The sequence below is a fragment of the Clostridium sp. L2-50 genome (assembly GCF_000154245.1).
GTDB lineage: Bacteria > Bacillota > Clostridia > Lachnospirales > Lachnospiraceae > Coprococcus.
In genome coordinates, this window is sequence record NZ_DS480318.1 from 298,647 (window position 1) to 321,089 (window position 22,443).

General features: G+C 40.4%; 19 protein-coding genes and 1 tRNA gene. 19 read left to right on the forward strand and 1 reads right to left on the reverse strand.

All coding sequences use genetic code 11. From position 1 onward, the window contains the following. The first annotated feature begins 66 nt into the window (after nt 1–66). The 12 genes from CLOL250_RS06730 (at nt 67) to CLOL250_RS06785 (ending at nt 11,178) form a co-directional block, all read left to right on the forward strand. Nucleotides 67–897 carry a polysaccharide deacetylase family protein gene (locus CLOL250_RS06730; protein ID WP_008401509.1) on the forward strand — a complete coding sequence of 277 codons (831 nt, stop codon included), beginning with the start codon at nt 67–69 and terminating at the stop codon, nt 895–897. 51 nt (nt 898–948) lie between these two features. Further along, nucleotides 949–2,259, forward strand: a complete 1,311-nt coding sequence (locus CLOL250_RS06735) for a bifunctional folylpolyglutamate synthase/dihydrofolate synthase (RefSeq protein ID WP_008401510.1) — start codon at nt 949–951, stop codon at nt 2,257–2,259. Between the two features lie 2 nt (nt 2,260–2,261). Next, on the forward strand, nt 2,262–2,741 hold the full coding sequence (locus CLOL250_RS06740) for an HD domain-containing protein (protein WP_044945426.1): 480 nt from the start codon (nt 2,262–2,264) through the stop codon (nt 2,739–2,741). Then, nucleotides 2,741–3,547 carry a dihydropteroate synthase gene (folP, locus tag CLOL250_RS06745; RefSeq protein WP_008401512.1) on the forward strand — a complete coding sequence of 269 codons (807 nt, stop codon included), beginning with the start codon at nt 2,741–2,743 and terminating at the stop codon, nt 3,545–3,547. The genes CLOL250_RS06740 and folP overlap by 1 nt, the downstream gene beginning before the upstream one ends. 127 nt (nt 3,548–3,674) lie before the next feature. Next, on the forward strand, nt 3,675–4,499 hold the full coding sequence (gene folK / locus CLOL250_RS06750) for a 2-amino-4-hydroxy-6-hydroxymethyldihydropteridine diphosphokinase (protein WP_044945318.1): 825 nt from the start codon (nt 3,675–3,677) through the stop codon (nt 4,497–4,499). Continuing rightward, nucleotides 4,471–5,604: a prephenate dehydratase gene (locus tag CLOL250_RS06755; RefSeq protein ID WP_274922250.1), complete on the forward strand. Its 1,134-nt coding sequence runs from the start codon at nt 4,471–4,473 to the stop codon at nt 5,602–5,604. Before folK ends, CLOL250_RS06755 begins: the two co-directional genes overlap by 29 nt. Before the next feature lie 32 nt (nt 5,605–5,636). After that, nucleotides 5,637–7,172, forward strand: a complete 1,536-nt coding sequence (locus CLOL250_RS06760) for a Ppx/GppA phosphatase family protein (RefSeq protein WP_008401515.1) — start codon at nt 5,637–5,639, stop codon at nt 7,170–7,172. Continuing rightward, on the forward strand, nt 7,173–9,302 hold the full coding sequence (locus CLOL250_RS06765) for an RNA degradosome polyphosphate kinase (protein WP_008401516.1): 2,130 nt from the start codon (nt 7,173–7,175) through the stop codon (nt 9,300–9,302). It begins immediately after the preceding gene. 238 nt (nt 9,303–9,540) lie between these two features. Further along, nucleotides 9,541–10,035 carry a translation initiation factor IF-3 gene (gene infC, locus CLOL250_RS06770; RefSeq protein ID WP_008401517.1) on the forward strand — a complete coding sequence of 165 codons (495 nt, stop codon included), beginning with the start codon at nt 9,541–9,543 and terminating at the stop codon, nt 10,033–10,035. 37 nt (nt 10,036–10,072) lie between these two features. Next, nucleotides 10,073–10,270: a 50S ribosomal protein L35 gene (gene rpmI / locus CLOL250_RS06775; protein ID WP_008401518.1), complete on the forward strand. Its 198-nt coding sequence runs from the start codon at nt 10,073–10,075 to the stop codon at nt 10,268–10,270. A gap of 21 nt (nt 10,271–10,291) precedes the next feature. After that, nucleotides 10,292–10,648 carry a 50S ribosomal protein L20 gene (rplT, locus tag CLOL250_RS06780; RefSeq protein WP_008401519.1) on the forward strand — a complete coding sequence of 119 codons (357 nt, stop codon included), beginning with the start codon at nt 10,292–10,294 and terminating at the stop codon, nt 10,646–10,648. 224 nt (nt 10,649–10,872) lie between these two features. Next, nucleotides 10,873–11,178, forward strand: coding sequence for a hypothetical protein (locus CLOL250_RS06785; protein ID WP_008401521.1), 306 nt, complete (start codon nt 10,873–10,875; stop codon nt 11,176–11,178). 278 nt (nt 11,179–11,456) lie between these two features. On the opposite strand, the gene CLOL250_RS06790 is transcribed toward CLOL250_RS06785, so the two are convergent. Further along, nucleotides 11,457–11,540, reverse strand: a tRNA-Leu gene (locus CLOL250_RS06790). Between the two features lie 403 nt (nt 11,541–11,943). On the opposite strand from CLOL250_RS06790, the gene CLOL250_RS06795 reads away from it, so the two are divergent. From CLOL250_RS06795 to CLOL250_RS06825, 7 genes are all read left to right on the forward strand, one after another. Further along, the gene (locus tag CLOL250_RS06795) at nt 11,944–12,969 is read left to right on the forward strand and encodes an efflux RND transporter periplasmic adaptor subunit (protein WP_147554303.1); all 1,026 of its coding nucleotides are present in this window, start codon (nt 11,944–11,946) and stop codon (nt 12,967–12,969) included. Between the two features lie 11 nt (nt 12,970–12,980). Then, the gene (locus tag CLOL250_RS06800) at nt 12,981–15,344 is read left to right on the forward strand and encodes an efflux RND transporter periplasmic adaptor subunit (RefSeq protein ID WP_008401525.1); all 2,364 of its coding nucleotides are present in this window, start codon (nt 12,981–12,983) and stop codon (nt 15,342–15,344) included. 14 nt (nt 15,345–15,358) lie between these two features. Further along, nucleotides 15,359–18,178, forward strand: coding sequence for an ABC transporter permease (locus CLOL250_RS06805; protein WP_008401526.1), 2,820 nt, complete (start codon nt 15,359–15,361; stop codon nt 18,176–18,178). Nucleotides 18,179–18,181: 3 nt separating this feature from the next. Beyond that, nucleotides 18,182–18,859 carry an ABC transporter ATP-binding protein gene (locus CLOL250_RS06810; protein ID WP_008401528.1) on the forward strand — a complete coding sequence of 226 codons (678 nt, stop codon included), beginning with the start codon at nt 18,182–18,184 and terminating at the stop codon, nt 18,857–18,859. Continuing rightward, on the forward strand, nt 18,837–20,027 hold the full coding sequence (locus tag CLOL250_RS06815; protein ID WP_446714951.1) for an ABC transporter ATP-binding protein: 1,191 nt from the start codon (nt 18,837–18,839) through the stop codon (nt 20,025–20,027). Before CLOL250_RS06810 ends, CLOL250_RS06815 begins: the two co-directional genes overlap by 23 nt. Before the next feature lie 155 nt (nt 20,028–20,182). Continuing rightward, nucleotides 20,183–21,802: a DUF6034 family protein gene (locus CLOL250_RS06820; RefSeq protein WP_008401530.1), complete on the forward strand. Its 1,620-nt coding sequence runs from the start codon at nt 20,183–20,185 to the stop codon at nt 21,800–21,802. A 266-nt stretch (nt 21,803–22,068) separates the two neighbouring features. Then, nucleotides 22,069–22,371, forward strand: a complete 303-nt coding sequence (locus CLOL250_RS06825; protein WP_008401532.1) for a metal-sensing transcriptional repressor — start codon at nt 22,069–22,071, stop codon at nt 22,369–22,371. Nucleotides 22,372–22,443 lie beyond the last annotated feature (72 nt).

Here is a 22,443-nt window from a genome sequence, read left to right on the forward strand (position 1 = left end):
TTTTTATTCGAATAAAAATATCAGATTAGGAGTATAGATGTATAAAAAACGGAAGATCTTATAAAAATGAGGAAAATAATAAAAACAGTTTTATCCCACATAAAAGCCAATGAAGCGTTAAAAGAGTGTGACCGATTTTTTGCAGCTTATTGGCAAAATATAATTCTGGTTGCTGCACTGATCGTATTTTTATTGTTTACAGGAAAATTCATTATCGATCAGAAAGATAAATTTCCGGATTCAGACAGCGTGGCTGCCATGTCATCAAAGGCAGTGACGCGAAAACGGGCATATCTGACCTTTGACGACGGCCCATCCGATCAGACCGGAGAGATCCTTGATATTTTAAAAGAGCATAACGTTAAAGCTACGTTCTTTGTAATAGGAAGAAATGAACGATACTATCCCATGTACAAACGGATCGTGGAGGAAGGGCATACGCTGGCGATCCATTCATATTCCCATGAATATAGTACGATCTATGCAAGCTATGACAATTTCGTGAATGATGTTGAGGAATTAAGAAAATTATTGTATGATGTTACAGGAGTGGACTGCCGGTATTACAGGTTCCCGGGTGGAAGTTCAAACCGTGTTACGCAGGTACCGGTGAATGACCTGATCGACTATCTGGACTCGGCAGGATTGACGTATTTTGACTGGAATGCATTGAATAATGATGCGGTGATTGCCGGACAGACACCGGATCAGCTTGTAAAGAATATATTGAAGGATGCATTAAATTATGATGACACGATCATATTGATGCATGATCTGGATTGCTGTCATGAAACAGTGGAATCTCTGCCGTCACTGATTGAACAATTAGAGGAACATGGATATGAGATCCTTCCGATTGATGATGATACACCGCATATCCAACATAGAACACATTAGAAATAGTTCATTATATTTTATCTATACATAATCAAGTAAAGAGGCTAAAGAATGACATACGAAGAAGCATATCTATATATGAAAGAAGCGGGAAAAAGAGGCAGTGTCTACGGAACGGAGACAGTGAAAGAACTACTTTTAAGACTGGGGAATCCACAGGATCGGGTTCCTGTCGTTCATATAGCCGGAACAAACGGAAAAGGTTCTATATTCGCATTTGTCGGGCATATTCTGGAGGATGCAGGGTATGTTGCCGGACGCTATATATCCCCAACGATCTTTACATATCTGGAACGATTTCAGATAAATGGACATTATATGAAGGAATCGGAATTTGCACGGATCATGGAGACTGTGATCCCGGTTTGCGAGGATATGGAGGAAGCCGGGCTTCCGATTCCGACCGCATTTGAGCTTGAGACTGCGGTAGCATTTCTGTATTTTGTGCAGAAAAAGGTCGATATCGTGTTACTGGAAACCGGAATGGGAGGAAAGAACGATGCGACAAATGTGGTGAAACAGCCGCTTTGTACCGTGCTTGCAAGCATCAGCAGAGATCATATGCAGTTTCTTGGTGATACATTGCAGGAGATTCTGGAACAGAAGATGGGGATCCTTCGGGAACAGGTTCCGTGTGTGGCATATCCGATGCAGGATGAGATGAGACAGATATGGCTAAAAAAATGTGATAAAATGCAGATAGAACCGATCATGGCAGATACCGACCAACTGCAGGTCATAGCAGAAGATCTGCATGGAAGCAGGTTTTGTTATAAAGGACAGGAGTATGAGCTGGGGATTCCCGGAATCTATCAGATCTATAACAGTATAACCGCAATTGAGGTCTGTAATTGTATAAAAAAACAGTTTGATTTAAAAAATGTGAGTATAAAGAACGGATTAAAAAAGACGTTGTGGGAGGGCAGATTCCAGAAGATTAAGGATGTGCCTTTGACTTATATTGATGGAGCACATAATGAAGGCGGATGGAGAAGTCTCAGAGAGAATATCCGGGCATATTTTACAGGGCGGCCGTTGATCTATATCTGTGGTGTTCTTGCAGATAAAGAGTATGAGAAAATGGTGGATATCATGGCACCATTTGCAAGTTTTATCATAACGGTAACGCCGGATAATCCACGGGCGCTTGATAAGGAGATTCTGGCAGAATGCTATCGTTCATACGGAAAGCCGGTGGATACGGCAGAGGATGTGTTTGCTGCGCAGAGACAGGCGGAAACACTGGCACAAGAATTGACAGAGCCGGTGATCGTGGTATTTGGTTCATTATCTTTTATTGGACCGCTGATACCGCGGATAAGTAGTACGATAAACCAGGAGAGGACTACAGAGAAGAAATGACGATGGACAGAGTCAACGCAATATTAGCGAATGAAGAATATAAAGACTGGATGGAGCAGATCAGGAGATCGGAGAAAGAGCGGAGATTCTGCTGTCATGGGATTGATCATTGTCTGGATGTAGCAAGGATCGGAATGCTGATGAATCTGGAGGAGAAGCTGGGACTGGAACCGGAGCTTATCTATGCGGCAGCATTATTACATGATATCGGACGGGCGGTCAGCTATCAGACCAGCGAAGAACATCATCTGGCAAGTGTCCGCAACAGCCGGAGTATTTTGCTGGCAACCGGATTTTCCGGTGAGGAAACAGAGCTGATCCTAGAAGCAATCAGCAAACATAATACGACAGGGAAGGAAGCAGAGGGGCTTTCCTATGTGATATATAGGGCAGACAAGCTTTCCAGACGTTGTTTTGACTGTGAGGTTTATGACGAGTGTTACTGGAAGGAAGACGAAAAGAACAAAGGAGTGGTCTACTGATGATTATAGGGAACAAAGAATTTAAACTGAATGAAAAACCATACGTAATGGGAATCTTGAATGTGACACCGGATTCTTTCTCCGATGGAGGAACACATAATAAGTTCGATGATGCATTGTATGCCACAGAGCAGATGATAAAGGATGGCGCAGATATTATAGATGTAGGCGGAGAATCGACCAGACCCGGTTATACATTAATTTCAGATGATGAGGAGATTGGTCGTGTTGTTCCTGTGATCGAGGCGATCCGGGAACGATTTGATACCGTAATTTCACTGGATACCTATAAGGCTGGCGTGGCGGAAGCCGGAATCCGGGCAGGTGCAGATCTGATCAATGATATCTGGGGCTTCAAATGGGATGGAAGGATGGCAGATATCGTTGCTTCACATGATGTGGCATGTTGTCTGATGCATAACAGAAGGGTAATGGATTATACCGATTATTTAAACGACGTTGTTAAAGATCTGGACGAATCTGTTCAGATGGCACTGAATGCAGGTGTGAAGAAGGAGAAGATCATGGTAGATCCGGGAATCGGATTTGCAAAGAACTTAGAACAGAATCTTGCTTTGATGAATCATCTGGAGCTTTTGCACAAATGGGAGCTGCCGGTTCTTCTTGGCACATCCAGAAAATCCATGATCGGTCTGACTCTTGATCTTCCGGTTACAGAGCGGGAAGAAGGAACGATCGCGACATCGGTCATGGGGCTTATGAAGGGGTGCCGGTTCTTCCGTGTGCATAATGTAAAAGGAAATGCGCGCGCACTTCAGATGGCATGGGCGATCATGCATAGTTAATACAGTCAATAAGAGAAAATGAAGCAGTACTTAATGATTCAATGAACAGAAGAAAAATTTCAATGAATCATAAATAAAAAAGATGAAGTTTGATCTGGTAAAAGGGAGAACAGACAGGAGGCGTCGGATGGATAGAATCAGCATAAAAGGACTGGAAATATTTGCCAATCACGGGGTTTTTAAAGAAGAAAATGTGCTTGGACAGAAATTTGTAATTAATATTGATATGTATACATCGACAAGGGCGGCAGGGATCCGGGATGATCTGAAGCTGTCTATTGATTATGGAGCTATCTGTAATCTGGTTGAAAAGACGATGAAAGAGCATACGTATAAGCTGATCGAAGCAGTCGCAGAAGAAGTAGCGGCGAATATCCTTCTGTCATATCCGACGATGTCAGAGGTTGAAGTAGAGGTTGAGAAACCATGGGCACCGGTATTGATGCCTCTTCAGACAGTGTCAGTAAAGATACGAAGAAAGAGACACATTGCTTATCTGGGACTTGGTTCGAATATGGGCGACCGGGAATCCTATCTCGATTTTGCGATTGATGAATTAAATAAAGATGAATATACCAAGGTGACAAAGGTTTCCGATTTCATCGAGACAGAGCCATATGGTGGCGTGGAACAGGATAATTTCTTAAATGGCTGTATCGAGGTGGAGACACTTCATTCACCGGATGAACTGTTACATCTGATCAATGCGATTGAGAAGGATGCCGGAAGAGAACGCCTTATCCACTGGGGACCACGAACACTGGATATCGATATTCTTTTGTATGATGATCTTGTCTGTGATGAGGAGAATCTCCATATCCCACATATAGAGATGTGCAAGCGGGAATTTGTATTAGAGCCGTTGTCCAATATAGCAGGCTATAAGAGACATCCGGTCAATGGCAGGACAATCCGGGAGCTGCTTGACGAGCTGGAACGGAACGAAGAATAAACCGGGAAAAATGAATGAGCATGTGCATTTAATGGTATTGCATAATTTTGAAGACAATATCAATATTATAGAAAGACTGCAGGCGGAATGTCCTGTATTTGGAGCAGATAAAACAATGGATAAATATAATATGGAAGATTTACGGACAGTAGAAGCACAGATTGCTTCTCTTGTAAAGACAAGAGATAAGATCCTGGCAGGTATGGCAAATGAGAATAAGAAACTGACGAATGACAGCTCTCAGGTTGTTTGTGATGGAATGAAGGATTTTACCTGTGTGAAGAAATTAGAAGTAGATAAGGACACTGTTGTCTGTTATCAGGGGGTTCCGGGAGCATACAGCCAACAGGCAATGTTCAGGTTCTTCGGAAAAGAGATCCAGAATATCAATGTGCCGGATTTCGGAGATGTGATCGAGATGGTGAAGAACGGCAAGGCAGACTATGGTGTACTTCCGATCGAGAATTCTTCAGCCGGATTTGTAAATGGAATCTATGACATGGTGGGAAATAATGATGTGACCATCGTCGGCGAAGAAGAGGTTCATGTAGCACATGCATTAATGGGTGTGCCGGGCAGTGACCTTTCCCGGATCAAAACCGTATATTCACACACACAGGGTTTGCTTCAGTGCGCGAATTATCTGAGCCGGAAGCCGTGGAAGCAGTGCAGTGTTGCAAATACGGCAGTAGCGGCGGTCAAGGTTATTGAAGAAGGAGATAAGACACAGGCAGCGATTGCAAGTGAGCTTGCAGCAGAGCTTTATGGACTTCAGATCCTTGCAAAGGACATTGTGAACAATGACAACAATACGACACGTTTTATAATCCTGTCAAAACAGAAAATCTTTGTGGAAAAGGCTGAAAATATAAGTATCCGCTTTTCCTTGCCGGATGAAAGTGGTACACTTTACAATATATTGAGCCATATAAATCTGAACGGAATTAATATGACAAGCATCGAATCAAGACCGCTTACCGGTAGAAAATGGGAATATGCCTTTTTTGTTACAATGGAAGGCAGTCTATTAGATTCAAGAACAAGACATGCATTACAGGGAATCTGTGAAGATGCGATGGATTTTCGTCTGATCGGTACATATTAGGGGTGTAAAAAAGAAGTGAGGTGTATGAAAGTATGGCAGGAAAGACATTTGCCGCGATCAATGTAGGTTCTAATGAGATATCAATGAAGATCTGCGAGATCACACCAAGAAAGGGTGCGAGGGAGCTTGATACCGTAAAAACGATCATTGAGCTTGGAAGTGATACCTATAACAAAGGATATATCGAAGAAAATAATTTGAATAAGCTGTGTGACACGTTGATTAAATTCCGGAGAAAGATGAAGGAATACGATGTATCTGATTACAGGGCATATGCATCCAGTGCGGTCAGAGAAGCGGAGAATGCTTCTATGATCATTGAGAGAATTAAGATGTGTACGGATTTTGATGTGCAGATACTCAGTAATTCAGAACAACGTTTTATGAATTATAAAGCATTCGTGGCAACCGGGATGGATGTGGATGTGGCAACTCATAAGAATAACGCATTGCTTGATATCGGAGCCGGAAGCTTACAGATTTCGATCTTTGACAGAAGAAATCTGGTACAGACACAGAATCTTCCGATCGGTGCAGTCCGAATCCGTGATTATCTGACCCGGTTCGGTTCCGATACGGTAGATCTTGAAACACTGATGGAAGAGTACGCATCAAATGCGATCATAGAATTCAGAAATCTGTTTTTAAATGATAAAGATATTAAGAGTATTATTGCAATCGGTGATGGTATCAACAACCTGAAAAAAGTTGGTCCGGAGCTTTCGATTGCGAACAGTATATCGAGAGAACAATTCCGCATTCTCTATAAACGGGTAGTTGACATAAAACCGGAAGATCTGGCGGAACGATATGGTATTCCATATGAGCGTGCCACCCTGATGCTTCCGATGGCGATTATTTATCAGTCATTTCTGGATAATTCCAGGGCAGAGGAGATCCTGACTCCGAACGTGATCTTCTGTGATGGTATTATTGCCGACTATATGGATAAGCAGGGAACCTTCCTGATGGACAAGAATTTTGATCAGGATATTCTTGCATCTGTGAATACGATTGCAAAGAAATATAAAGTAAATCGTGCGCATGTCCAGAATGTATCGGATAATGCACTTGCAATATTTGACAGCATACGAAAATTACACGGACTTGGTAAACGGGAACGGTTGCAGTTACAGATCGCGGCGATCCTGCATAACTGTGGTAAATTTGTAAATATGAAGGATGTATCCCTGATCTCTTATCATATCGTGATGGCGACGGAAATCCTTGGACTTTCTCATAAAGAGAGAGAGGAGATCGCAAATGCGGTTTATTATAATGGATTTTACCTTCCGTCGGAATTAAGGGCATCCGGGCGGATCGGATCGGCAGATTATATGAAGGTGGCTAAGCTTACCGCTATCCTTCGACTGGCAGATGTGCTTGATAAGAGCTATAAACAGAAGATTACGAATCTCAGGATTTCATTACATGATAATACACTGGTGATCTATACAGATACGCTGGAGGATATTACACTTGAAGCAGGTATGTTTAAAACGAATAATATCTTATTTGAAAAGGTCTATGGTGTAAAAGTAGTATTGAAACAAAGGAGGGGCATATAAATGAGCGATAAGAATTTATTTTACAACAGGGAACTGTCCTGGTTGGAATTTGATAAAAGATGCCTGAGTGAAGCGAAGGATAAGAATATTCCGATATTTGAACGGATCAAGTTCCTAAGCATCACAGCATCCAATCTGGATGAGTTTTTTATGGTGCGTATCGCATCCTTAAAGGATATGAAGAATGCGGGATATACGAAGAAGGATATCGCCGGAATGACACCGGAAGAACAGCTTGATGAGCTGATTCCTGCAACGAAGGAATTCATGAAGAATCAGTATCAGACCTATAATCGTTCTCTGGTTCCGTTATTAGAGGCAAATGGACTGAAGATCATCAGACATTATGAAGATCTGACACCGGAACAGTCCAGATATGTAGATAAATTATTCGAGCGGGATATCTATCCGGTATTAACACCGATGGCAGTGGATTCTTCCAGACCGTTTCCTCTTGTAAGAAATAAATCTTTAAATATCGGTGCGCTGATCTATGATAAGAAGAAAGACGTTACAGATATTGCGACCGTTCAGGTTCCATCTGTACTTCCAAGAGTGATCATTCTGCCATCTGAGCGACAGGGCATGACAGAGATCATCTTGCTTGAAGAAGTGATCGAGAAGAATCTGGATAAGCTGTTCTTAAGCTATGATATCGTATGTGCACATCCATATCGTATTATGCGTAATGCGGATTTCTCAATTGATGAGGAAGAGACAGCCGATCTGTTAAAGGAGATCGAGAAGCAGTTAAAGCAGCGCCAGTGGGGTGAGGTTATCCGTCTGGAAGTAGAAGATACGATGGATAAGAAGCTGTTAAAAGAATTAAAGAAGCATCTGGATGTGGTTGATCGTGTTGTATATAAGATAAACGGACCGCTTGACCTTACCTTCCTTATGAAAGTAAATGGCCTGCCGGGCTTTGATCATCTGAAATATGAGAAATATGTTCCACAGCCGGCATTTTCAAATGGTGACTACAGCAATATATTTGATAAGATCAAGAAGCATGACCGTCTGTTGTTCCATCCATATTATGAGTTCACGCCGGTTATTGAATTTATCCGTCAGGCAGCAGTCGATCCAAATGTACTTGCGATCAAGCAGACCTTATATCGTGTCAGCGGCAATTCACCGATCATAGCAGCGTTAGAGCAGGCTGCGGAGAATGGCAAGCAGGTAACTGTTCTGGTTGAGTTAAAGGCAAGATTCGATGAGGAAAACAATATTGCATGGGCGAAAAAGCTTGAGAAAGCCGGTTGCCATGTTATCTATGGCCTGGTCGGACTTAAGACTCATTCCAAGATCGCACTGGTTGTCAGAAGAGAAGAAGATGGTATCAAGCGTTATGTACATCTTGGTACCGGTAATTATAACGATCAGACAGCAAAGTTATATACAGATATGGGACTCCTGACCTGTTCAGACCCGATCGGCGAAGATGCAACGGCAGTATTTAATATGCTGTCCGGATATTCAGAGCCAAGAAAATGGAACAAACTGGCAGTTGCACCTATCTGGTTAAAGGATAAATTTCTGATGCTTATTAACCGTGAAGCGGAAAATGCCAGACAGGGTAAGAAGGCACGGATCATTGCTAAGATGAATTCTCTTTGTGATCCGAAGGTGATGGAAGCCTTATATGATGCATCGGCTGCCGGTGTTAAGATCGATCTGATCGTCCGCGGTATCTGCTGTATCAAAGCAGGTGTGCCGGGACTCAGCGAGAACATATCGGTTCGTTCGATCGTTGGTAATTTCCTGGAACATTCCAGAATCTTCTATTTCTATAATGATGGATTTGAAGATATCTATATGGGTAGTGCGGACTGGATGCCGAGAAACCTTGACAAGCGTGTCGAGATCACCTTCCCGGTAGAAGATCCTGATCTGAAGAAACGGATCAAGGACATCTTAAAGATCCAGCTTGCCGATACTTTAAAGGCTCACATCATGCAGCCGGATGGCAGTTACGAGAAGCAGGATCTTCGCGGCAAGGTAAAGCTGGATTCCCAGATGTATTTCGCAGAAGAAGCCCGTAAGCGTTCTGCAAAGCCGGAGGATGCAGATGCCGCAATCTCCCATGACCGGGTATTTATCCCGATCGAAGCGGAAGAGAGCGAGCATTAAAAAGTTGCTGGATACAGTAAAAAAATTCTTGACATTTGCACATATATATGCTAACCTGTAGAAGCTGTTTAGCAGAGACAGACAAGAAAGCAGAGTATCCACTCTCACCTTAGCACGAAGAACAGTGACTCGGGTTCATATCTAAGTAGATTATAATATGTACTTATATATAATAGTGGATGGTTTGCGCTGTCCACTATTTTTTATGCAATGGAGGTAAAAAGTCATTAGCGAATTAATGATTAACGAACAGATTAGAGACAGAGAAGTGCGCGTGATCGGCGAGGATGGTCAGGTGATCGGAATTATGTCCTCCAGAGATGCACTGAAGCTTGCAAAGGAAGCAGAGCTTGATCTGGTTAAGATCGCTCCACAGGCAAAACCACCTGTATGCAAGATTATTGATTATGGTAAGTACCGTTATGAGCTTGCTCGTAAGGAGAAAGAAGCCAGAAAGAAACAGAAGACAATGGAGATCAAGGAAGTTCGTTTATCTCCAAACATTGATACTAACGACTTGAATACAAAAGTAAATCAGGCAAGAAAGTTCCTGACACATGGCGATAAAGTAAAGGTTACACTTCGTTTCAGAGGTAGAGAGCTTGCCCATGTAGAACAGACAAAGGGCATTCTTGATGAATTTGCCGAGAAGCTTTCAGACATCGCGGTCATCGATAAGCCTGCCAAGTTTGAAGGAAGAAGTATGATAATGTTTTTAACTGAAAAACGTTAATTTACAATATGACATATATTAAGGAGGAAATACACACATGGCTAAATTAAAGACAAAAAGAGCAGCAGCTAAGCGTTTCAAGAAAACAGCTAACGGCGGTCTTAAGAGAAGCAAGGCTTACAAGAGCCATATCTTAACAAAGAAGACAACTAAGAGAAAGAGAAATCTTAGAAAATTAACAATGACAGATTCAACAAATGAAAAGGTAATGAAGAAGATTTTACCTTATATCTAATAAATCAGGAGGAACTAGAGAATGGCAAGAGTAAAAGGCGGCGTTGGCGCTAAGAAAAAACATAACAGAACACTTAAGCTGGCTAAAGGTTACAGAGGAGCCAGATCAAAGCAGTATAGAGTAGCAAAGCAGTCAGTTATGAGAGCTTTAACAAGTTCATATGCTGGCAGAAAGCAGAGAAAGAGAGAATTCAGACAGTTATGGATCGCTCGTATCAATGCTGCTGCAAGAATGAATGATATTTCATACAGCAAATTAATGCACGGCTTAAAGCTTGCAGGTGTAGACATCAACAGAAAGATGCTTTCAGAGATGGCTATCAGTGATCCTGAAGGATTTGCGAAGCTTGTTGCTGTTGCAAAGGAAAAGCTTGCTTAATTTAATATAAGCAGATAAAAACAGATCATGATGATTTTCGGAAGAAGATGGTTATGGTCTGTTTTTGCGTTATCGGAAAGTTTGCCCTGACAAGTGATCCGTTATTTTAAAGATCATAAATAATAGGCGGACATCGACATAATTGCCTTTACATAGTTGTCCTGTTCATACTATAATAGAACTATATATTGAGCTAATTTATGGGACATGGAGGGTGACATATTATGTTTGTAGAACGAGTAACAAGAGAGCAGATGAAGATGTTTTTAGAGACATTCGCATGCTGCAGCGAACAGAAGAATCTGGTAATGAGATTGAATTATGCAGGAAAAGAGCCATATCTGGATGTGACCAGATACAGCAACGGAATGATGTACACAGACTCTTACTACGATTTTGACAGTACATATTGCAGTAACCTGTGGAACAAATTCCTTTATACACAGTTTACACATGAGTACTACAGTGCATTTAAGGCACATCTGTTAGAAGACGTAGAAAAGAAACTTACCAATATGATAAAAATTTGAGATGGAAAAAATCCCTGATGTCGGAAGCTGTATCCGCGTCAGGGATTTTGTCTGTAGATATATCCTTTATTCCGCAGGAACGCTTTCGCTCTGTTTCTTACATAACGGTACTAAACTCCCCCCTGATGGTGGATCGTTAAGGACCGATGTAAGAAAAGGTCTGCTACATAAAGATATATCTACAGACAAAATCTTGACATTAGAAGCAAAACTTCCGGCATCAGGCTTTTGTGGACATAAAAAAAGAAAACCTCAAAGGTTTTCTAAAAAAATAAAGATGCGGGAGATGGGACTTGAACCCACACGCCGTTTCCAGCACTAGATCCTTAGTCTAGCCTGTCTGCCAATTCCAGCACTCCCGCATGTCTTATTCCGTACGGCTTACCGCCGACGCAAGTAAGATAATACCACTGTGCTATATAAATGTCAACAAGTTTTTTCACTTTTTTAAAAAAAAATAAAACACACGCAGTATGACAGAATTTTTCGCCACAAAATGGACATATTTATATGCTATACTACTTTCGATAAACATGTGCAAAAAGAAAATTATAAGATGCAAATATGATACATTTCTTTTTTATAATACCAAAGCAGAAGACTGTAATATTAAGTAATGACAATATTATCTAGAAAACCTTAAGATTGTTTAATATGCTGATACATTGCTTGAATAAAGCAGGAAGACAGAGTAAAATTACAATGGTTTTTTCTTAAATTAAAATAAACAGATACATAATAATGATGTGTAATAAGGAGGAAACAATGCGAAAACATATAAAAAAGGGTATGACATATATATTATGTGCCGGCATGGTTGCAGCCCTTCTCAGTGGATGTAGCAGCAGGAAGACGGAAAGCAGTAAGCCATCGATCCATATTGATGAATATACCAAGGTAGGATATGATACAGCTACAGTTCAGTCGGGTGACATTGCTCCTGTTCTGGAGTTAGATCTTTCCCCGGATAAATATGAAACAAAGTCATATAAAGTTCAACAGGATGATTATAAAGTTGAAAAAGTAAATGTGGCAAAAGGTGATCGTGTAAAAGCCGGTGATATCATGGTACAGTTTAAGGCAGATGAGATTCAAAAGACGATTGATGAATATACACAAGAAAAGGAAGAAAAACAGCTTTTGATCGAGCATTATCAGAAATTGATGCAGATTGATGGATCGGAAGATTATTCAGATGATATTGAAAGCCTGAAAGAAGACCTGACAATTGCAGATACATATATTAAAGAGCAGAATGAGAAGATGAAGGATTACTGTCTGATTGCTGAAAAAGACGGAACAGTGACCTATGTTGACGACAGTCTGGGATATGGATATGCAAATTCCGCGTCCAATTTGATAACGGTGGCATCAGGATCCTCAAATTATACAGTAACTACAGATGATACGTATGAATTTAAGGTTGGAGATGAATACGAGGCAGATTATGAGGTCGCAAAATACAATATGAAAGTTATTGATGTTAAGAAATATACAGACGATGCAACCGGAAAAGATATGCAGACGATCCTTTTTGAGCCGGTAGACAATATGGCAGGTATATCCGAAGATAATAAACTGACGATGACTATTCATAAACCGGTAATTAAAAATGTAGTATATGTTCCTGAAAAGGCAGTATGTGAAAAGTCAGAAGGCCAGTATTATGTATACACAATTAATGATGATGGTTATCGTTTGGCAGTAGATGTAACAGTTGGTGAGACCGTAGATGGATCTACGATTATTAAATCAGGATTAACAGCAGGAGAGCAGGTGACGATAAATTGAGAAAGATAAATATGAATTATAAAAGAAAATCTTACGGAGCCCGACTGGTAGCGCTATCTATGGCACTGATGTTGTGTGTGACTTCCTGTGGCAAGAAACCGGAGAAAGCACCTGAATTGTTGGATCCGGTATCAACCAATGAAGCATATCGTCCGGTATCAAAAGGGGATGTTGGTAAGAAAATCATAAAGAATGGTTCTGTAGTTCCAACGGATTATTGCTATTTCTATAAGTCCTCTGTAACAATTTCTAAGATCTATGTGAATGTCGGAGATTATGTAGAAAAAGGAACTGTACTTGCTGAAGCAGATGATGATGAGACCACATCAGGAATTGATGATTTAAAGGCTTCATTATCTACACAGGAGCAGACACACACTATTAATGAAAAGATATATGAGCAGACACAGAAAGAAAATGATTATAAGATAAAAGCCTGTGAAGAGGCAGGTGATACGGCAGGAGCCAAAGAATATCAGAGTGCAAAGGCTGTAAATGCAGAAAATAACCGCTATGATAATCTGCTGTATAAATATCAGGTAAAAAAACTTAATCAGCAGATCAAGGAAAAAGAATCACTTGCAACTGACAGTAAATTAGTGGCAAACCAGAGCGGTTATGTTACATATGCAAAGAATCTGTCAGGATCAGATGAAAACAGCGGAACTGCTGCAGGCGGTGAAAATGTTGTAATTATTTCAGATTATAATGATCCATATATTGAGATTACCGGAGAACAGATCACAAAAGACGGGTATGCGGCAGTTTATAATACAATGTATACGATGATCGACGGTAAACGATATGATCTGGAAGAATACAGTTATACCAACCAGGAGATTGCAGCAGCACAGAGTGCATCCAAGCTTCCATACGTCAGATTCAAACTAAAAGGTGCGGATAATAAGAAAATCCTGAAAACCGGAACTGTTACACCTCTTTATTTCAGTACTTCGGATGCATCTCAGGTTCTTGTTGTCGGAAACGATTCCCTGTATCAGGATGGAGATAAGAATTTCGTATATGTGAAGACAGAAAGCAGTGATAAAGAGAGACGTGATATTAAGATCGGTGCATCAGATGATAATTATACAGAAGTAGTAAGCGGCTTATCAGAGGGAGAGCTTGTTTATTACGATTCTGATTCGGCCATACCAAGCGATTACACAACGTATGATATCAAATTAAATAATTTCAAAAAAACAGGAACCAGCAGATCCTATAAGATGGTGGACACTAATCAGGTAACATATTCATCACCGGTAGAGGGTTATTTTACCAAATTTGATCTGGCAGAAGGACAGGAGGTCAAGAAAGGTGATCTGTTATTTACAGTTGACAGTGGTGGAGGAAGCGCAGAGCTTTTAGAGCTGAATGGTCAGATTACGGATGCAAAGACGGAATATGATTCTAATATATCAGGATATGAGGAACAGATTTCAGATCTCAGAAAACAGATCAACGAATATAAATCAGGTAAGAAAAAGCAGCAGGCAGCAACCCCGGGTGATGCAGATGGTGAAAATACCCTTTATATGGTTGAACAGTTGTCATGTCAGATAGAAGTAGCGAAATATAATGAACAGCTTGCAAAGATCAACTATAATGCAACTGTAAATCCGTTGATTGCAAAACGGGATAAGCTGAATGAGAATAATGACGGAAAAGGCAATATCAGTGTATATGCAGATAGTGATGGTGTTGTTCAGAATGTATATGTAAGTACCGGTTACCAGCTGCAGGAGGGCGACAAGGTTGTCAGTATAGGAAGTAATGAGTCTAAAATGATGTCTCTGTCGTTAAAGGATAACAGCGGAAACAGCAGAAGAAATAACAGCGGCGGCGATGATTCCGATGGCGGATCAGGCGATGCAAATGCAAAGCTTTTGATCAATCAGGAAATAACTTTGGTTAACCAGAAGGATGACAGCGATAAGTATACAGGAAGATGTATCGGAGCAACAGCGGATTCACAGAAAGCATATGTAACAACAATTGATGGTGAAGTATATGTAACAAGCAGTGCTTCATCAGATGAAACAAGATACTATATCAAGGTGGATGATGAAAAATTCTATGACTCACCAAAAGGCTATTTTGTAAATTATGCTCAGCTGTCACTCGACAGTATTGTAACGATTCCGCGAAACCTGGTCTATGAAGAGCAGAATAAGACATCCGGAAAACAATACAAATATGTATGGAAACTTGAAGGCGATGAAATCGTAAAACAATATGTTACTCTCGGAGATGAGACACAGACGGAAGTATGTATACTGACAGGACTTTCGGAAGGCGATGTTATTATCAAGAGTGCGATAGAGGACGAAGGTAAGAATACATCGAAGAAATCGAAGGATGATTCAGAGGAGTAGAAAGGAGAAGAGGAATGTTTAAATTTTTAGGACATAAGTTATTAAACAAGAAATGGCTCAATGCATGTCTTCTTCTTGGTATTGTACTTCTGGTTGCAGTAGCATCCTGTAATCCGATGTTCAAAAACGGTGCTATGGATATGACATTATCATCGAAATTTGACGCTGCGATAGAAGATAACAATGTATATTCGGCGGTGATCGGAAGAGGAGGATCCTGTGATACAAAGGAATATCCGGACTCAGATGCAGTAGAAGCAAGAGTAAGTGCTTATGAGAAAAAATGGCTCAGTTATATCGATGTACCGGTTTTAAGCAGACAGATCCGTATGTTTATTGAAGGGACATATGCAACGACCAGCCTCGGTTCCAGAAGATTTTTCAGTATTAACTATATGCCTGATATGGAGGAACATATCAATGTAGCATTTGGAGATGATCTGGAAAACGGAAAGGTAGAAGAAGGAACTTATCCGGTTTTGATGACACAGCAGGATATGGACACATATAATCTGGTCGTTGGTGAGGTAGTATCTATTGACAAGCTTACCGATTCGGATGGTAATACTTTGAAATGTACGATCGTTGGTATTTTTGAACCATCGGATGAAAGTGATATTTACTGGAAAGAGACTCCGGCAGATTTTGACAAAATGATGTTTACCGATAAGGCATCCTTTGATGAGATGATCCGGAAATATAATATACTTACTGTATATTATACGAATTCGGATATGCTTGATTATGCATATATCGATCATTCAAATGCAGCGGATATTCGTTATTACCTGAGTGCTTTTTCGAAGGCAGATGGTAATTTTACACAGAATTTCAGCAGTATCCTCGCAGAGTATCAGGATGATGCAACTTCTATAATGATCATCATATGGGTACTGGAGCTTCCGATCATTGTATTATTGCTGGCATTTATCTATATGGTATCCAGTCAGATACTTGAAATGGAAGATGGCGAGATCGCCATGTTGAAGAGCAGAGGTACAAGTACCAGACAGATCCTTGGAATATATTTCGGACAATCGGCAATTCTTTCAGGAATCGCAATTGTAATAGGTATTCCGATCGGTTATCTGTTATGTAAGTTATGTGCAAGTGCAACATCCTTCCTGAAATTTACGTTTGGTGATACTCATTTCTATAAACTGACATGGGGAATGTTGTTATACAGTTTCGTTGCAGCTTTGGTGGCAGTTCTGTTTGTGACACTTCCGGTTTTGAAATATGCAAAGAACTCGATCGTAGAACAAAAGAGCAAAATGGGCAAGATCAGTACCAAACCGTTCTGGGAGAAAGCATTTCTCGATGTGATCCTGGTAGCGGTATCGGTATATCTGCTGTACAACTACAATAAACAGAAAAGTGATATTGCACTTAATATTTTAGCCGGTAAGAAGCCGGATCCATTGATCTTCCTGAATTCCTCACTGTTTATTTTCGCGGTAGGTCTTCTGGTGCTTCGTCTGATTAAATATCTGATTAAGTTCATCTATTTCGTAGGTAAGAAGAAGTGGTCTCCGGCAGTATATGCGTCTTTCCTTCAGATTACAAGAACGGTTAAGAAACAGGGCTTTATCTCTGTATTTCTTGTAATGACGATCGCTATGGGTATGTTCAATTCGAATATGGCAAGAACGATCAATGAAAATAATCAGGAACGTATCGAATATAATATGGGAACGGATCTGATCTTGAAGGAACGCTGGAAAGCCGGTGCATATCTGGATAAGGATAAGCAGAGCCACTGGTATTATGAGGAACCGGATTATGAGAGATATACAGAAAGCCTTTCGGGTATTTGCTCCGATCTGACGCGTGTTATTTATGATGATAATGTATCAATTAACGTTGCCGGTTCAGAATTGTCAGGTTCTGTTATGATGGGTATTAATACAAAAGAATTTGGTGAGACCGCAGAATTGAAATCCGGTCTTAATGATAAACACTGGTTTAATTACCTGAACAGCATAGCGACTGTTTCAAATGGTGTAATTATTTCATCTAATCTGGCAAAAAAATATGATCTGTCGATCGGAGATAATATCAAGTATACGAGATACAGCGATATCAAAGGACGCGAAGATGTAGAGCTTGGTTCGGCAAGCGGTCCGATCTGTGCGATCGTTGATGCATGGCCGGGCTTCAATCAATATACATATGAAAAAGACAGCAGTGGTAAGATCGTCGAAAATGAACGTTATCTGGTTGTTGCCAATTATGCATATGTAGTTGGATCATTTGGGTTGACACCATATCAGGTATGGGGAAGACTCGCAGCAGGGCATGATTATAAAGAAGCCGTTAATGCAATACAGAAGCAGGACATTCAGTTGAACAGTTATGAAAGTGTTGATCAGGATGTCAGAGACATGCTGGAATCTCCATTGGTTCTGATCACAAATGGTTTATTCTCATTGAGCTTTTTAGTTGCAGTCATTCTTTGTACGATCGGCTTCCTGATCTACTGGATCACATCCATCAAGCAGAGAGAGCTTCTGTTTGGTATTTACCGTGCGATGGGTATGAGTATGCATGAGATCAATAAGATGCTGATCAATGAGCAGATGTTCAGCTCCGTACTTGCCAGTCTAGCCGGCTACGGAGTCGGAGCTGCGGCTACAGCACTGTTCGTAAAGCTGGTAGCTGTTGTATATTTGCCGGAGGCTCATAATATAGCGATAAGCATAACGGTTAATCTGTTTGATATTTTGAAACTGACAATCGTTATTGTAGTAATGTTTGTTATCTGTTTTATTGTTCTTCGTACAATATTAAAGAAGATGAACATTACACAGGCATTGAAGCTTGGGGAGGATTAAACTATGGATATGATTACTGCAAGAGGAATAAAACGATGCTTTACGGTTGGAAACGGCGAACCATTTTATGCTCTTAAGGGAATTGATCTGGATATTCCTGAAGGCAAGCTTGCAATATTAAAAGGTCGATCCGGTTCCGGTAAGACGACATTGTTAAATATACTGAGTGCTCTTGATGATGCAACGGAGGGACAGGTTATTATAGAAAATAATGACCTGTCAGAGATGTCTGTTGCGGATAAAGAGAAATTAAGACGATTTGATATTGGATTTGTATTTCAGTCGGTTGCGTTGATTCCGATCATGAATGCATACGAAAATGTTGATTTCGGACTCCGCTTGGCGGAGTATGAAGGCAATCGTGATTCACGAATTCGCGAAGTACTGGAGATGGTTGGACTGAGTTCCAGAATGTATCATATGCCAAATCAGATGTCCGGTGGTGAGCAGCAGCGTGTAGCTATAGCAAGGGCAGTTGCTCATAAGCCAAAAGTTATATTTGCAGATGAACCGACGGGAGCACTTGATACGGCTTCCGGATTGAATGTCATGCGGTTGTTCAAGGATCTGGTTGCAAAAGAAGGAATAACCATTGTTATGACGACCCACGATCCAAACCTGATGGAACTTGGAGATGTTGTATTTGAGATAGAGGATGGTGAGATCATTGGCAAAGCATAGTGGATTATTTAAGAAGAAAGAAAAAAAGAATATATCCGGGACGGAGATGCTTGATTCTGTATCTACAGATGAGCACAATACAGATGTTCAACAGGATATGGAAGAACAGAAGAATGACAGTCTTTCAGTCTTAGCTGATGATACAGCCGAAAAGCAGGAAACAGATACGGAAGCGGATGAAACTGCAGAAAATGACGAGACAACGGAGAAACCGGTAACAGATGCTGAAACGGATACAGAAGCATCGGAGACAGATGGGACTGATACAGATTCTGTGGAATCTGATAATATCATTGATTGTGACAGCCTGGTTAAGATCTACAAGACAGATGAAGTTGAGGTTATGGCACTTCAGGGACTGGAGCTTACAATCAAAAAAGGTGAGCTGATGGCGGTTATCGGTAAATCCGGTAGCGGTAAATCAACGCTGTTAAATATGATCGGCGGTCTGGAACGTCCTACGGCGGGTAAGCTGTATGTAGATGGTAAGGATCTGTTTGCCATGACTGATAAGGAATTGGTGGAATACAGAAAGCATACGGTTGGGTTTGTATGGCAGAAGAATTCCAGAAACCTGCTTCCTTATATGACAGCACTAGAGAACGTTCAGGTTCCGATGTATTTTGACAAAGATAATAAAGCGGACAGAGAAAAGAAAGCATATGATCTGTTATGTAAAGTGGGATTGAAGGAAAAGGTGAATTCTTATCCGTCTCAGATGTCCGGTGGTGAGCAGCAGCGAGTTGCGATCGCGATTGCACTTGCAAATGACCCGAAGATACTTCTGGCAGATGAGCCGACAGGTGCAGTTGATTCCAAGACGTCGGATATGATACAGGATCTGTTCCGGAAACTGAATGAGGAGCTTGGTATTACGGTTATCATAGTAACACATGATATCAGTCTGGCAAATAAGGTAAGCCGAGTGGTTATGATCGCTGATGGCAAGATCAGTACAGAGAAGATTATGAAAGAGGACTATCGGAAAAGAATTAATGACATGGAAGGCGTTAATTTCAACGGATCAGATTCTCATGAGGAATATTCAGTTCTGGATAAAGCGCATCGTGTTCAGATCAGTGATGATATTCTGGAGGCAGCAGGAATTGACACAAATAAAGTAAAGATTCAGGTTGTTGACGGAAAAGTTGTAATATCAAAAGAATAAAAATAATCGAAATAAAGGCGAAAATATTGTGTGTTCACAGTATTTTCGTTTTTTTATGCGTGTTTTTTCTTGCTATTAAATATTCGCTCGATTATAATAACCTTGTTTAACTGAATAATATCAGTGTATAGTCTGAAAATTTCTAGGAGGAAATCATGAGAAAGAAAAAGTTCACAAAAATGACAGCTCTGCTTTTAGTAACAGCATTGTCAGCAGCAACCGTTTTTTCCGGCTGTAATAAAAAGGTGGATTATGATGTGGATGGAGACGGAAACAGTGAAAACAGTGGTTCGGGAGATAGTGGTGCGCTTGCTTCACGTCTGGGAATTCCTGAATCCTATGAGGGAGATATTGAGGTCGGTGATTCCGGATTAAAGAGTATTAAGATAAAAGATGACGATATAAGTGTTCCGGCATCTGACAGCATGTCTATCATTAACTATAAAAGTAATACATTTGACAATGCATATAAGCAGAAAGTTTGCGAGGCAGTGTTTGATAAATCAAAAGGAATCTATGTATATGACTGGGAACATCAGACAAAGAGTGATCTTCAGTCGCAGATTGACTCCTTCCAGGCAATGTTAGAAGAGGCAAAGGCATCGGGAGACACAGAGACAGAGAGCTATTGTAATGAATATATATCTTATCTGGAAGATGAGATGACGAATGCAACAGACGAACGTACAGGTGCGGGTGATTACAGTGCAACAGATTTTATAGGTAATATCGGTGATAATGAATATATGCTTTCATTTTCAGATTCAGAAGAGGGACTGGGAGCAAATTTTGAACTGTCCTATTATCCGTCCGAAGGACTTATAAATTATAAGCCACATGAGGGCGCTACATATGTTTATGCATATGATGCGCAGTATGGTGATGAAGATGTAGATGAAAGCATGCCGAACAGCTGTACATTTACACAGGATGAGGCAGTTTCTCTTGCACAGGAATTCCTGAGCAGCTGTGGTATTGATGATGTGATCCCTACATATACATCCCAGCTTTTATGGGAATATTACGATACCTCATATGACGTTGTAGCGACAGAATACGACGGATATATCATGACATTTGGACGTTCGGTAAATGGTACTGCACCATATAGTGCGGATCTGTCCATGGTAGATTCCCTTTCATCCGATGATGATGTCTGGTATGATTCAACATCTGAGACATTTACGATACAGGTTGATTCAAACGGAGTGATCAATGCAAGCTGTTATCCGCTTCTTGCACCGACAGGAGATGAGCAGAAGAATGTAGAACTGATGAGCTGGAAAGATCTGTTAAGTGCATTGAATAAGAATGTACCGGCATACTATACAGAAAATAAGACTTCTTATAATGATATTGAATATAACGATGTAAGACTTACGTATTATTGCATGAAGGATGAATCGCAGGAGAATATATATCAATATGTACCGGTATGGATATTCGCACAGGCAGATGAAGAAGATGGAAATTATGATTTTGATTATCCTGTACAGGCAATCATGGTAAATGCAGTTGACGGAACGATATATGATCTGAAAGAGGTTCTTCAGAGTACAGATGCATCCGCTTATTATGATGATACGATGGACAGCACTTATACTATCGACGGAGAAGAAGACGGATCAGATGAATATGATGATGACACCATTATAGGTGGAGATGATGGTTCAGACGATACAGATATCGATTCAAGTGATGTAGATAATGAGAAAGACAGCTCAGATATTGATACACTGGAAAGTAGCGATGATGCCATTGCCGATGTAGAATAAAGAACGAAGTAATCAGGGCTATAATAATTAAGAATAGAACAGAGAGTTTGATAGAAGATATCAGATTCTCTGTTTTTATTTTACAGGAAAGAGCCGCTGGTGACTCTTTTTTATAATTGCAATATTTTATCATTAGATGACTTGACAAAATACCCCTATGGGGTATATAAAATATATCGTATAAATAACCTGATGGCTGATAAGATACAGTCTGATATTTATAAATAGATGAATTTGCATAACAGATCAGAAAGGAGCAAACAGGAATGGAAGAACCATGTTGCCATTGTCATAAAACAAAACAGAGAACAGAAGGTGAATATAAGAAGCTGATGAACCGGCTGAATCGGATCGAAGGTCAGATCCGTGGAATCAAGGGGATGCTGGAAAAGGATGCATATTGTACGGATATATTAGTACAGGTTGCTGCTGTCAATTCTGCATTGAACAGCTTTAATAAGGAACTTCTCGCAGAGCATATCCGAACCTGCGTGATCGAGGATATCAAAGCAGGAAAAGAGGATACAGTGGATGATCTGGTTGATACTATTAAAAAATTAATGAAATAAATACATAGAGATGTTTCAGCCGGAAAGGATAATATATTCGTATGATTGTTTCGATCTGAAACATAATAAAAA